This is a genomic window from Streptomyces sp. NPDC002276 (assembly GCF_053891435.1).
The window spans coordinates 348,361-361,691 of sequence record NZ_JBSFCQ010000004.1; the positions used below are offsets into that span (position 1 = coordinate 348,361).

Sequence of the window (13,331 nt, forward strand, 5' to 3'; positions counted from 1 at the left end):
ATCCGGTCCCGGCGATTCCGTGTTCGCCACTCCGGGTGAATGTCCTGTCTCCCTGTGTCACCTCCGCAGTAGCCTGGGCGTCCGCCGTCTCACGATCCGGACGGCCAGTACCAGGGGGACGCGTTGGGGGATCAGCACGACGAACACGCGGGCGCCGACCGGACCGACCAGCCGGAAGGCCCCGCGCAGACCACGCTGTCCTTTCCCGTACAGCTGAGACGGCTGCGCCGGGAACGCGGATTGTCCCTTGCCGACCTCGCGCGCCGGACGCACTACAGCAAGGGCTACCTCAGCAAGATCGAGACCGGCGTCAAGCGCGCGACCCTCGACGTGGCCCGCCAGTGCGACCACATCCTGTCCGCCGAGGGCGAGTTGCTGCGGCTCGTGGAACAGCCTGGCCGGGAGCGGGGCGGCGATGCCGCCGCGCCCAGCTGCCCCTACCGCGGCCTTGCGGCGTTCACCCCCGAGGACGTGGGCTGGTTCTTCGGGCGGGAGCGGGCCACGGCCGCGCTGGTCGAGCGGGTCTTCCAACGCCTGGGCGGCGGACCGTTGTTGCTGGTCGCCCCGTCCGGCGCAGGCAAGTCCTCCCTGCTCAACGCCGGACTCGTACCGGCACTCCGCCGTCCCGGCGGCTTCCCGATGCCGGGCGCCGACCGCTGGCCCGTGATGGCCCTCACCCCCACCGCCCACCCGCTGGACGAACTCCTCGAACGGACGGCGAAGGTCCTCGGCAGCGATCTCGCCCTCACCGCACGGCAGTTGGCCGACGGCCCCGACGCACTCCTCGAAGCGGTCCGCGCTCGCTCGGACGGCCCGCCGCCCGGCACCGACGGCCGCCGCCCGCCACCGGTCCGGCCGGTGCTGCTGGTCGACCAGTTCGAGGAACTGTTCACCCTCTGCTCCGACGAGGACGAGAGGCGGACCTTCGTACGGGTCCTGCGCGCGTTGTCCACCGGCCCGGAGCCCGCCGTCGTCGTTCTCGGTGTCCGCGCCGACTTCACCGGCCGCTGCCTCGAACTCCCGGAACTCGCCCCGGTGTTCACCGACGGACTGTTCGTCCTGCTGCCCATGTCCGTCGCGGAACTGCGCGAATCCATCACCCGCCCCGCCGAACTCGCCGGCATCACCCTCGAACCCGGCCTCGTTCCCCTCCTCTTGCGTGACGCCGGCCTGCGCGACGAAGCCGGCGCTACGACCGCCACTACCCCCGACACAACCCCGTCCGGCGCCCTGCCCCTCGTCTCCCACGCCCTCCTCGCCACCTGGCAGCAACGCGAGGACACGACCCTCACCGTCGCCGGATACGAACGCACCGGAGGCATCCAGGGCGCCGTCGCCCGCACCGCCGAGACCGTGTTCGCCGAGCTCTACCCGGCCGAGCAGAGGACGATCCGACGCCTCCTGTCCCGGCTCGTGCACGTCTCCGACGACCAGGGCGCCGCCACCCGTCGCCGCGCCGGACGCCGTGCCCTCATGGAGCAACTCGCCGACGCCGAGGCCGCGTCGACCGCTCTCGACGTGTTCGTGCGGGCCCGTCTCGTCACCGTGGACCGGGACACCGTCGAGATCACCCACGAGGCCCTGCTGCACGCCTGGCCCCGGCTGCGCGACTGGATCCACGCCGACCGGGCCGGACTCCTCCTCCACCAGCAACTCGCCCACGCCGCCGCCGAATGGGAACGCGAGCACCGCGACCCGTCCGCCCTCTACCGGGGCACCCGCCTAGACACCGTCCGCGCCTGGGCCGACGAACTCGACGGCCGCAGCCGCCTCGGCCCCCGCGAAACCGCCTTCCTGCGCGCCAGCCAGGCCGAGGAGGACATCCGGGCGCAGCTGGCGAGGCGTCAGGTCCGGTTCCGGCAGGCCTTGTTCGCCACCCTCGCCGTCCTCCTCGGTCTCGCCGTCACCGCCGGAGGCCTTGCCTACCGGCAGCGCGCGAGCGCCCTGGTCCAGGAACGCGTCGCCCGCTCCCAGGCCCTCGCCGTCCAGTCCACCTCGCTGGCGGGTGGTCGGCCCGAGGCGTCGATGCTGCTCGCCGAGGAGGCCTACCGCACCGATCCGACCCCCGAGGCGCGCGGAGCCCTGCTGAGCACCCAGGCCCAGGCCTTCTCCGCCCGCCTCGTCGGCCGGCACGGCCCGGTCAACGCGGTCGCGTTCACCCTGGACGGCACGCTGCTGGCGGCGGTCGGCGCGAACGGAACGGTCCAACTCCGCCGCACGAGCGACCACCGCACGACCGCCACGCTCCCCGTTCCCGGCCGCGTGCGGTCGGTCGCCTTCAGCCACGACGGGACCGTGCTCGCCGCTACCTCCTCGGAAGGACCGGTCCACATCTGGGGCACCGCCGACCACCGGCTGCGCGCCCTGCTCCCCGCCGCCACCAAGGGCGCCCGCGCACTCGCCTTCGACCCTCGCGGCCGTACCCTCGCGATCGCGGCCGACGACGGAACGGTCCAACTGTGGGACACCGGCGGCGGCCACCCGTCCGTGGTCCGCCTCGCCGGGCACACCGGACGGGTCAACACGCTGGCCTACGCCCACGACGGACGGACCCTCGCCTCGGGTGGCTCCGACCGGACCGTACGCCTGTGGGACACGGACCGGGCCTGCCCCCTCGCCGTCCTCGGGGGACACACCGACGAGGTGCTCGGAGTGGCGTTCGCACCGGACGGGCGGAGCGTGGCCTCCGGGGGCGTCGACCGGACCGTACGCCTGTGGGACGTGGCCTCGCACCGGGCCACCGCGACCCTGACCGGACACAGCGACGACGTCAACGCCGTCGCCTACACCCCCGACGGCGCCACCGTCGTCAGCGCGAGCGGCGACGGCACGACCCGGCTGTGGGACGTGCGCACCGGCCGGACGGCCGCGATCCTCACCGGGCACACCGACTACGTGATGTCCGTCGCCGTGAACCAGGCCGGGACGACGCTGGCCACCGGCGGCTTCGACCAGTCCGTGGTGCTGTGGGACCTGCGCGGCCCCGTGCTGACACCGCGCCCGTTCACCGAGGTCTCGCAGGCCGCCTACAGCCCGGACGGGAAACTCCTCGCGACCGCCGACGCGGACCACACCGTACGGCTGTGGGACGTGGCACGGCACCGGGTCGTGACGACGTTCACCGGACACCGCGAGAGCGTCTTCTCGGTGGCCTTCGCGCCGGACGGCCGCACTCTCGCGTCGGCCGGTTCCGACGGCACGATCCGGCTCTGGAACGTTCCAGCGCGGCGCGCGCTCGCCACCCTCACGGGCCACACCGGGGACGTCTTCTCGGTCGCGTTCGCACCCGACGGCCGTACCCTCGCCTCCGCGGGCGCCGATCGCACGGTCCGCCTCTGGGACGTCCCGACCCACCATCGGCTCGCCGTTCTGGACGGCCACACGGACTCCGTCAACGACGTCACCTTCAGCCCCGACGGCCGCACCCTCGCCAGCGCGGGCGACGACCTGACCGTACGGCTGTGGGACACGGCCACGCACCGTCGGCTCGCCACCCTCACCGGACACACCGGCGCTGTACGGGGTGTGGCCTTCAGTCCCGACGGCACCACCCTCGCGAGCGGCGGCAACGACGGCACCGTCCGCCTCTGGGACGTCCGCCACCGTCGCCTCGCGGCCTCCCTGAGCGGCCACACCGGATCCGTGCGCGGCATCGCCTTCTCACCGGACGGCCGTCTCCTCGCCAGCAGCGGCAGCGACCGTACGGTCCGCCTGTGGGACGTGTCCGGACGGCGGCCGTGGGCCACGCTCACCGGGCACACCAACGCGGTGTGGGGCGTCGTGTTCGCCCCGGACGGGCGGACCCTCGCGAGCAGCAGCAACGACGGCACCGTCCGCCTGTGGGACCTGGACCCCGGCACACGGCTCGCCCGAATCTGCCGACTGCGCACGGCACTTGGCCCGCGGGAGCGCGACGAGCTGCTGCCGGGACTGCCCGTGTCCCGCAACCCAGGCTGCGCCAGGCCCTGATGACGATGCGTCAAGTGCCGCTGGTGGGACGGGGTTTCCTCAGGGTTTCCCGTTGCCCTTCGGGACGGGGTGCCACCGGAATCTCGACCGGCCCCGCCGTGCTCGGCAGGCTGGCGGACAAGCACTCACACATCACACGAAACGGGGGTCCCGGCATGCTCCGGCGGACCGGAATCATCGGCACACTCCTCGCGCTGTTCGCCCTCCTCATCTGGACACCCGCGGCCGTCGCCGCCCCGCAGGCCCCGCAGGCCCCGCAGGCCCCGCAGGCCCCGCAGGCATCGGCGGCGAGCGGCTGTGAAGTCCTCGCGCCCGGCGGTTCGGCCGCCGCCGAGCGCGCGATCGCCGCCGCCTGCGCCCAGGTCGACGCGGGCACCTGGTACACGTGGGGCGGCGGCCACGGCGCTCAACCCGGCGCCACCCGCGGGCAGATCGACCCCACCGACCCGGCCAGCGCACACGACCCGGAGCGGCTCGGCTTCGACTGCTCGGGCCTGGTCCGCTACGCCTACGCGCAGGCCGCAGGCTCCGACATCCTCGACGGGGTGGCGAGCGGGCAGTACTACACGGTCCGTGCCGCCGCCCGCTTCACCGCCGACCAGGGCACCGCCCCGCTCGTCCCCGGCGACCTGCTCGCCTACGGCACCGCGCAGCACCTGCACCACATCGCGATCTACCTCGGCGCGGGCAAAATGGTCGAGGCGAAGCAGTCCGGCACGCGTCTGATGGTCAGTGATGTCCGCCTGGGCGGAGACTACTTCGGGGCCGTCCGCGTCAACACCGGTGCTGTCACCGGGCATGTCCTCCAGACCTGGGGCACCGGCGTCTGGACCAAGACGGCGCCCTCCGTCAACGCAGCCCGCGTCTACGCCTTCCCGGACTCGACGACCATCCGCGTCGAGTGCCAGAAGCACGCCGAGGTCGTCACCGCCGACGGCTACACCAACGACGCCTGGGCCTATCTGCCCGACTACAAGGCCTGGATGACCAACATCTACATCAAGGGCCCGGCCTGGCTCGACGGTGTACCCACCTGCGCCTGACCGCCCGCCCCCGATAAATCGCATGCCCCACCAACCCGGGCTTCCCTACACTCGCCACAACCGTTGACGAGTGAGACGAGTGAGGGGAGCCCGCCGTGCGTGACCGCACCGCAGTGATCCTCCTGTCCTCGTCCCTCCGGTACCCGCCGCGCGGCCGGTACCGGACACCCGTGACGAGCAGCTGAGCATCTGACTCGACGTCAACTCCCTTTCCTCGTACGGGAATCGCGCCGCCCTGCACGGAATCACTCTCGAAAGGCCACGGGCCGTGCGCACCGAACGCCCTGTCACCAACCCGCTCACCGCCGTCCGCAACCTGGGCATCCTCGCCCATGTCGACGCCGGCAAGACCACCGTCACCGAGCGCTTCCTCTACCTCACCGGCTCCACGCACAAGCGCGGCGAAGTCCACGACGGCACCACCGTCACCGACTTCGACCCCCAGGAACGCGACCGCGGCATCACCATCTTCGCGGCGGCTGTCAGCTGTGCCTGGGACGGGCACCGCGTCAACCTCATCGACACCCCGGGACACGTCGACTTCGCCGACGAGGTGGAACGGTCCCTGCGCGTCCTCGACGGCGCGATCGCGGTGTTCGATGCCGTCGCGGGCGTGGAGCCGCAGAGCGAGTCGGTGTGGCGCCAGGCCGACCGGTACGGCGTGCCGCGCATCGCCTTCGTCAACAAGCTGGACCGCGCGGGCGCCGACCTCGACACGGCCGTCGCGTCCATCCGGGAACGGCTCCATCCGGCGCCGCTGGTGGTGCAGTTGCCGATCGGCACGGAGGACGGCTTCACCGGAGTCGTCGACCTGCTGCGCCTACGGGCAATGGTGTGGGCGGACGTTGACGGCCCGGTGGCCGAAGTCCCGGTTCCGGACGGCCTGTTGGACGAGGCGTGGCGGCGTCGGCGGCTGCTGGAGGAAGCGGTGGCGGAACTGCACCCGGGCGCGTTCGAGGAGTTCTGCGCCGAATCCACCCTGTCCGCAGGGACGTTGAGCACGGCACTGCGCGACCTGACCCGCACCGGCGACGGTGTGGTCGTACTGTGCGGCTCGGCGTACCGCAACCGCGGCATCGAGCCGCTGCTGGACGCCGTCGTGGCGTATCTGCCCTCGCCGTTGGACGTGCCCCCGGTACGGGGAACGTACGACGGCGGCGAACAGGAGAGGGCGGCCGACCCTCAAGTGCCGCTGTCCGCGCTGGCGTTCAAGGTGAGTGCGGCGGGGGCCGGACGGTTGACGTACCTGCGGATCTATTCTGGCGCGATCGAGAGAGGAGACACGGTGTGGGATCCGGGCGCGCGGCGCACCGAGCGGATCGGTCGCATCCTGCGGGTGCAGGCCGACCGGCACGAACGACTGGAACGGGCGGTCGCCGGGGACATCGTCGCCGTGGCCGGACTCAAGTCCGTCCGCGCCGGCTCGACGCTGTGCGCACCCGAGGCCCCGCTCGTCCTCGAACCGCCCGCGGTCGCCGACCCGGTGGTGTCCGTGGCCGTCGAGGCCCGTCGCGGCACCGACACCGACCGGCTCACGTCGGCGCTCGCCCGACTGGCCGAGGAGGACCCGTCGTTGGTCGTACGGACCGACACCGAGACCGGCCAGACGGTCCTGTCCGGCATGGGCGAACTGCACCTGGAGGTCGCGGTGGAGAAGATCCGCCTGGCCACCGGGGTCGAGGTCGACGTCGGCCGCCCGCGGGTGGCCTACCGGGAGACGGTGGTGCGCGGGGTGTCCGGTTTCGTGTTCCGGCACGTCAAACAGGACGGCGGCGCGGGCCAGTTCGCGCACGTCGTACTGGACGTCGAACCGCTCGACGACGCGGGCTCCGGCCCCGGTTCGGGCTCGGGCTCTGGCTCCGGCTTCGAGTTCCGTTCGGCGGTCGTCGGTGGGCGGGTGCCGCAGGAGTACGTCCGCTCGGTGGAGGCGGGCTGTCGTGACGCCCTTACCGAGGGGCCGGTCGGCGGGTTCCCGGTGACCGGGCTGCGCGTCACGCTGACCGACGGGGCGACCCATGTGAAGGACTCCTCGGAGCAGGCGTTCCGCACGGCCGGCCGCCTCGGCCTGCGCGAAGCGCTGCGCGCCTGCGAGACGGTCCTCCTCGAACCGGTCGCCGAGGTCACGGTCACCGTGCCCGAGGACGCGGTTGGAACGGTCCTCGGCGACCTGTCCGCCCGCCGCGGCCGGATCACCGCCTCGGCGACCCGCACGGGCTCCGCACTCGTCACGGCGACCGTGCCGCTGGTTGAACTCTTCGGCTACGCAACGCGGTTGCGCAGTCGAACCCAGGGCCGCGGCACGTTCACGGCCCGGCCGACGGGGTACGCACGGGTGCCGGGCGGGGTGGCGGTGGCCCGGTAACGGCGTACGGGCGGGAGGTGTCTCCGTGCGGGGCGTCTTCTGCTTCCCGTTCCCCGGTCTCGGAAGGCGGGCCCGGGGTGAACTCGCAGCCCGTGCGGGGCGGTTGCGCGGCAGCGGCAGCGGCAGCAGGAGGCGGGGCGGGGCCTGAGGGACGTTCCTCGGACCCCGCCCGACGGACCCCGCCCGACGGGGCGTGCGCCGGCGCCCGGCGCGGTGGTGAACCGCCCCGTGCCCGCCTCCGTAGGGCAGGTGTCCACGGTGGGGCACCTCCCGCCGTCCGCCCGTGGGAGGCACGCTCGGGTCGGTACGTTTCCGCGTGCCGGTCCGACAATGCAGGAGCACCGCATGATCTTCATCGCCGTACGGTTCCCTGTCCGCCCCGAGTACCGTGACGAATGGCTCGACCGGGTCGCCGAGTTCACCGCCGCGACCCGGGCCGAGCCCGGCAACCTGTTCTTCGACTGGTCCGTCGACGCGGTCGACCCCAACCGCTTCGTGCTGCTGGAGGCGTTCGCGTCCCCGGAGGCCGGCGCCATCCACGTCGCCTCCGAGCACTTCAAGACGGCCATCGCGTGGATGCCGGACGTCGTCGCCGCGACGCCCGACATCATCCACGTCGAGACGGAGGGCGGCGGCTGGTCACCGATGGCGGAGATCACGCCACGGCGGTGACGGCGACGATGACGGTGGCGGGTGCGGGCCGGAAGGGGGAGCTTCGGCCCGCACCCACCACGACCTCAGGGGTACGACACCACCGTGGACGGGATCGTCGACGTGCCCGAAGTCGCCGCCCCCGTCTCGTTGATGACGTGTTCGTACTGGCCCTGCCCGCCGAGCGAGACGACCAGCAGGTCGTGGAACTTCACGCCCGAACGGTTCGGCGCGGCGAAGCCGTTGTGCTGCACGATCGTCGGATCGACGTTGTAGTAGCAGTAACTGCCCAGACCCCAACCCTCGTGCACGGTCACGTTGTCACCGACCTTGTAGGCCGCGTACCCCTTGATCGAGCCGTTCTGGATGGCCGCCTGGTTGGGGGCGTCGTACGCCTTCTCGTTCTGGAAGAAGATCGTGCGGCCCCGCTCGCCGTTCCACTGCACGTCGTACTTGTTGAAGTGCTCCACGAACAGGCCGGTGGTCAGCACGTCCGCGCCGTTGACGACCAGGCCGTAGTCGGCCCGGTTGACGTCCCAGCCGATGCCCGTGCCGTGATCGGCGCGCCAGAGCCAGGTGTGGTCGACGATGGTGTGCCGGTTGTTGATCACCACGCTGGTCGTGGCCTTGCCCGCGCCCGCGCCGCCGATGCGGACGAACACGTCCTGCACGGTGGTCGGGTTGGCGGAGTGGTCCGTCGTCGTGCCCGAAGGCCCAACTTCCAGCAGGGTCGACGAGTTGACCGTGCCCGCGTCGATCAGGAACCCGGCCAGCCGTACGCCGTCCACGTCGGCCGTCTTCAGGGCCGTAACTCCGTTGTCCGGGACCAGAGTCGCGTAACCAAGGCCCAGCACAACGGTGTTGGCGCGGTTCACCTGGATCGGCTGGTCCAAGTGGTAGATGCCCGGCGTCAGCAGGAGGTGAAGTCCTTGCGTGAGCGCCTGGTTGAGGGTGGCGGCCGTGACGCCCGGCTTCGCGACGTAGAACTGCGACAGGGACAGCGAGGTGCCGCGCGGGGTGCCGTTGCCCCAGGTCACGCCGCTCGCGTTGGTGCGCTTCTCGGGGAGGAAGACGCGGTACTCGGTGCCGTTGAGGTAGAGGAAGGGCTTCTCGCGGGAGACGGGGGTCGTGGCGAGGGTGGTGTACACCGGGTTCGGGAAGCCCTGCGCCGGTGCGCCCTGGACGCCTGAAAAGACCATGTTCCAGACGCCGTTGAGCCAGCTGCCGATCACGCTGTCCCGGGTGTACCACTGCTGCTGCGAGTACGGCTGGACCTGGCCGTCGATCCGGCTGTCGGCGATGTAGCCGCCGGAGGCCCAACCGTAGCCGTTCGGGGCGAGGTTGAGGCTGCCGCGGACATGCATACGACGGAAGGGGGCCGCCTGAGCCACGGCCCACCTGTTGGTCCCGCTGACGGGTACGAGCGCGAGGTTCTCCGCCGAACGCCAGAAGTTCTGGGTGGCGTTGCCGTTGAACCAGCCCGCGTCGACCGTGACGTCACCGTTGATCGTGGTGTCGTCGGGGGAGAGGCCGAGGCCCGCGATCGAGGTGTAGAAGCCGAGTTGGGCGTTGAGCCCGGAGTAGGTGCCGGGTTTGAAGAAGAAGGCGTAGCGGCCGGTGCCGAACTGGGCGGTCTCCTGCTGGGCGAAGACCTGGTCCAGCTTGGCCTGGATGCCGGCGGTCGACGGGTCGAAGACGATCACGTTGGGGCCGAGATCGCCGCCGCCCGGCAGGGCAAGTGGCTTGTTCGCAGCAGGAGTTGAGGGAGTTGCGGGGGCGGCGGAGGCAGTTGCGGGCAGCCCGGCCAGGGCGGACACGGCGGCGGCCGCACCGAGGACGGTTCTGCGGGGAACTGAGGACATGTCGCGGCTCTCCTTGTTCATGAAATGAACGCCGGTGGGGTTGGGAGCGCTCTCTCGCGAGGGAATGCTTCAGGTCCGTGAACGCGGCCGTCAAGAGATACGACCGAGTTCGACGAGTGGCGTCCAAACTCTTGACGCCTTTGGCTTCCGAGGTTTAACTCACGTCCTAAATTAAGTCGTGAGTGCATTCCCTGAAGGGACACCCGGAGTATGCGCAGCATCCGAGCCGCGGCCGTAGGCGCCGTCACCATGTCACTCGCCCTTGCGGCCACGGCCTGCGGAGGCGGTTCGTCCACGGGTGGGGGATCCAACGACTCGCCCAAGACGCTCACCTACTGGGCCTCCAACCAGGGCGCCAGCATCGAGATCGACAAGAAGGTCCTCCAGCCCGAGCTCGACAAGTTCAAGAAGCAGACCGGCATCACGGTCAAGCTGGAGGTCGTGCCCTGGTCCGACCTGCTCAACCGCATCCTGACCGCGACGACTTCCGGCCAGGGCCCCGACGTCCTGAACATCGGCAACACCTGGAGCGCCTCCCTCCAGGCCACCGGCGCCTTCCTGCCGTGGAACGCGGCCAACTTCGCGAAGATCGGCGGCAAGGACCGCTTCGTCGACTCCGCGCTCGGCTCGACCGGCGCCGTGGGCAAGGACCCGGCGGCCGTCCCGCTGTACTCGATGGCGTACGCGCTCTACTACAACAAGCAGATCTTCGCCGACGCGGGCATCTCCCAACCTCCGGCCACCTGGGCCGAGTTGGTCGCCGACGGCAAGAAGATCCAGGCGAAGGGCAAGCAGGTCCTCGGCGCCGAGGGCGCCAACGTCTCCGAGAACATCCACCACACCTTCGTCTTCGCGAAGCAGCACGGCGCCGACTTCTTCACCGCCGACGGCAAGGCCGACTTCACCAACGACGGTGTCGTGGCCGCCGTCAAGCAGTACGTCGACCTGATGGCCAAGGACAAGGTCATCCCGGTCGGCAACGCCGAGTACGCGCAGAACCAGTCCGTCAGCGACTTCGCCAAGGGCAAGACGGCGATGCTGATGTGGCAGTCCGCGTCCGCCAACCTCAAGTCCCAGGGCATGAGCGACAGTTCGTACGGCATCGCCCCGATACCCGTGCAGTCCGGCACCCCCGGCACCGGCGCCCAGGTCGACTCGATGGTGGCGGGCATCAACCTGGCCGTCTTCAAGAACACCGACAACCTCGACGGCTCCACCAAGTTCGTGAAGTTCATGACGAGCGATGCCGAGCAGAAGATCCTCAACACCGCCTACAGCTCCATCCCGCCGGTGAAGGCGGCGCAGGAGGACACGGCGTTCAACACCCCGGCGAACTCCGTCCTGAAGAACACCCTCGCGACCAGCGCCGCCGCGCTGCCGCAGGTCGCCGACGAGTCGCAGTTCGAGACGGCGGTCGGCACGGCCGTCAAGAACCTGTTCGCCGACGCCGCCGCCGGACGGGCGGTCACCACCGCCTCCGTGAAGGCGGAGCTCGAAAAGGCCCAGCAGCAGATGCCGGCGAAGTGAGTGCGACTGTGACGAGCACTGTCACCCCGGAGGCCGCCGTGCGGAAGAACCCTTCCGACCCGGCGGCCCCCGGCCCGCGCCGGCGGCGCGGCGAACGGATCCGCCGTATCGGACTGCCCTACCTGCTGCTCCTGCCCGCCCTGTTCCTCGAACTCCTGGTCCACCTGGTGCCGATGGTCATCGGTATCGTCATGAGCTTCAAGGAACTCACCCAGTTCTACATCCGCGACTGGGGCACCGCGCCCTGGTCCGGCTTCGACAACTACAAGGTCTCGGTGGACTTCAGCGCCCCCGTCGGCAAGGCGCTCCTCCACTCCTTCTTCGTCACCGTCGCCTTCACCCTGCTCTCCGTCGCCCTCTGCTGGCTGATCGGCACGGTCGCCGCGATCTACATGCAGGACACCTTCCGCGGCCGGGGCTTTCTGAGAGCGCTCTTTCTCATCCCGTACGCGCTGCCGGTCTACGCGGCCGTCATCACCTGGGTGTTCATGTTCCAGCACGACAACGGCCTGGTGAACCACGTCCTGCACGACCAGCTGCACCTCACCGACAAGCCGTCGTTCTGGCTGATCGGCGACAACAGCTTCTACGCGCTGCTGATCGTGTCGGTCTGGAAGGGCTGGCCGTTCGCCTTCCTCATCGTGATGGCGGGCCTCCAGAACATCCCCAAGGAGCTGTACGAGGCCGCCTCCATCGACGGCGCGGGCCGCCTCCAGCAGATCCGCCGCATCACCCTGCCGTCGCTGCGCCCGGTCAACCAGGTGCTGGTCCTGGTGCTGTTCCTGTGGACGTTCAACGACTTCAACACGCCGTACGTCCTGTTCGGCAGGTCGGCCCCCGAGGCCGCGGACCTCATCTCGGTCCACATCTACCAGGCGTCGTTCGTCACTTGGAACTTCGGTACCGGCTCCGCGATGTCCGTCCTGCTGCTGCTGTTCCTGCTCGTCGTCACCGGCGTGTATCTCGTGTTCACCTCACGCGGACGGAAAACCGCCGATGTCTAGCCCCACCTCGCCCATGGCCCCGCCCCGCTCCTTCATCTGGTCGCGGCGGATCTTCCTCACCCTGCTCACCGGCTTCGTCCTGGTGCCGGTGTACGTCATGCTCTCCAGCTCCCTGAAACCGCTCTCGGACGTCACCGGCAAGTTCCGCTGGCTGCCGAGCGGGCTCACGATCCGCCCGTACATCGACATCTGGTCGACGGTCCCGCTCGCGAAGTACTTCATGAACTCGCTGATCGTGTCCGTCGCCGCGACGGTCTGCTCGGTGGTGATCGCGGTCTTCGCCGCGTACGCGGTGAGCCGCTACGAGTTCCGCGGCAAACGCGTCTTCACGGTCACCGTCCTGTCGACGCAGATGTTCCCCGGCATCCTCTTCCTCCTCCCGCTGTTCCTCCTCTACGTCAACATCGGCAACGCCACGGGCATCGCCCTGTTCGGCTCGCGCGGCGGCCTGATCCTGACGTATCTGACCTTCTCGCTGCCGTTCTCCATCTGGATGCTGATCGGCTACTTCGACTCCGTGCCAAAGGACTTGGACGAAGCCGCGCTGGTCGACGGCTGCGGACCGCTCGGTGCGCTGCTCCGGGTCGTCGTCCCCGCCGCGATCCCCGGCATCGTCGCGGTCGCCGTCTACGCCTTCATGACCGCGTGGGGAGAAGTCCTCTTCGCCTCGGTCATGACCAATGACTCCACCCGCACCCTCGCCGTCGGACTCCAGGGCTACTCCACGCTCAACGACGTGTACTGGAACCAGATCATGGCCGCCTCGCTGGTCGTCAGCGTGCCCGTGGTCGCCGGCTTCCTGCTGCTCCAGCGCTATCTCGTCGCCGGACTGACGGCGGGCGCCGTCAAGTGACCGACCCGACCGACTCCACTGACAAATCCACTGACAAATCCACTGACAACTCCGCTGACC

General features: G+C 70.3%; 8 protein-coding genes. 7 read left to right on the forward strand and 1 reads right to left on the reverse strand.

All coding sequences use genetic code 11. The features are described from left to right. Window positions 1–123 precede the first annotated feature (123 nt). The 4 genes from ACWIHT_RS13560 (at window position 124) to ACWIHT_RS13575 (ending at window position 8,046) form a co-directional block, all read left to right on the forward strand. On the forward strand, window positions 124–3,969 hold the full coding sequence (locus ACWIHT_RS13560) for an nSTAND1 domain-containing NTPase (RefSeq protein WP_456167621.1): 3,846 nt from the start codon (window positions 124–126) through the stop codon (window positions 3,967–3,969). Window positions 3,970–4,124: 155 nt separating this feature from the next. Beyond that, entirely contained in the window at window positions 4,125–5,012 is an 888-nt protein-coding gene (locus tag ACWIHT_RS13565; RefSeq protein WP_456167623.1) for an NlpC/P60 family protein, read from the forward strand. 268 nt (window positions 5,013–5,280) lie between these two features. Beyond that, on the forward strand, window positions 5,281–7,374 hold the full coding sequence (fusA, locus tag ACWIHT_RS13570; protein ID WP_456167625.1) for an elongation factor G: 2,094 nt from the start codon (window positions 5,281–5,283) through the stop codon (window positions 7,372–7,374). A 345-nt stretch (window positions 7,375–7,719) separates the two neighbouring features. After that, window positions 7,720–8,046, forward strand: a complete 327-nt coding sequence (locus ACWIHT_RS13575) for a putative quinol monooxygenase (RefSeq protein WP_456167627.1) — start codon at window positions 7,720–7,722, stop codon at window positions 8,044–8,046. Window positions 8,047–8,111: 65 nt separating this feature from the next. Here ACWIHT_RS13575 and ACWIHT_RS13580 read toward each other — a convergent pair whose 3' ends face one another. Further along, window positions 8,112–9,887 (reverse strand): coagulation factor 5/8 type domain-containing protein, encoded by a 1,776-nt coding sequence (locus ACWIHT_RS13580; RefSeq protein WP_456167629.1) that lies wholly within the window; start codon window positions 9,885–9,887, stop codon window positions 8,112–8,114. Between the two features lie 210 nt (window positions 9,888–10,097). Here ACWIHT_RS13580 and ACWIHT_RS13585 point away from each other — a divergent pair, with 210 nt between their 5' ends. The 3 genes from ACWIHT_RS13585 to ACWIHT_RS13595 are packed head-to-tail and all read left to right on the forward strand — an operon-like array spanning window position 10,098 to window position 13,271. Further along, window positions 10,098–11,414, forward strand: a complete 1,317-nt coding sequence (locus ACWIHT_RS13585; protein ID WP_456167631.1) for an ABC transporter substrate-binding protein — start codon at window positions 10,098–10,100, stop codon at window positions 11,412–11,414. A gap of 8 nt (window positions 11,415–11,422) precedes the next feature. Beyond that, window positions 11,423–12,418, forward strand: a complete 996-nt coding sequence (locus tag ACWIHT_RS13590; protein WP_456167633.1) for a carbohydrate ABC transporter permease — start codon at window positions 11,423–11,425, stop codon at window positions 12,416–12,418. Further along, window positions 12,411–13,271: a carbohydrate ABC transporter permease gene (locus ACWIHT_RS13595; protein WP_078532652.1), complete on the forward strand. Its 861-nt coding sequence runs from the start codon at window positions 12,411–12,413 to the stop codon at window positions 13,269–13,271. The genes ACWIHT_RS13590 and ACWIHT_RS13595 overlap by 8 nt, the downstream gene beginning before the upstream one ends. Window positions 13,272–13,331 lie beyond the last annotated feature (60 nt).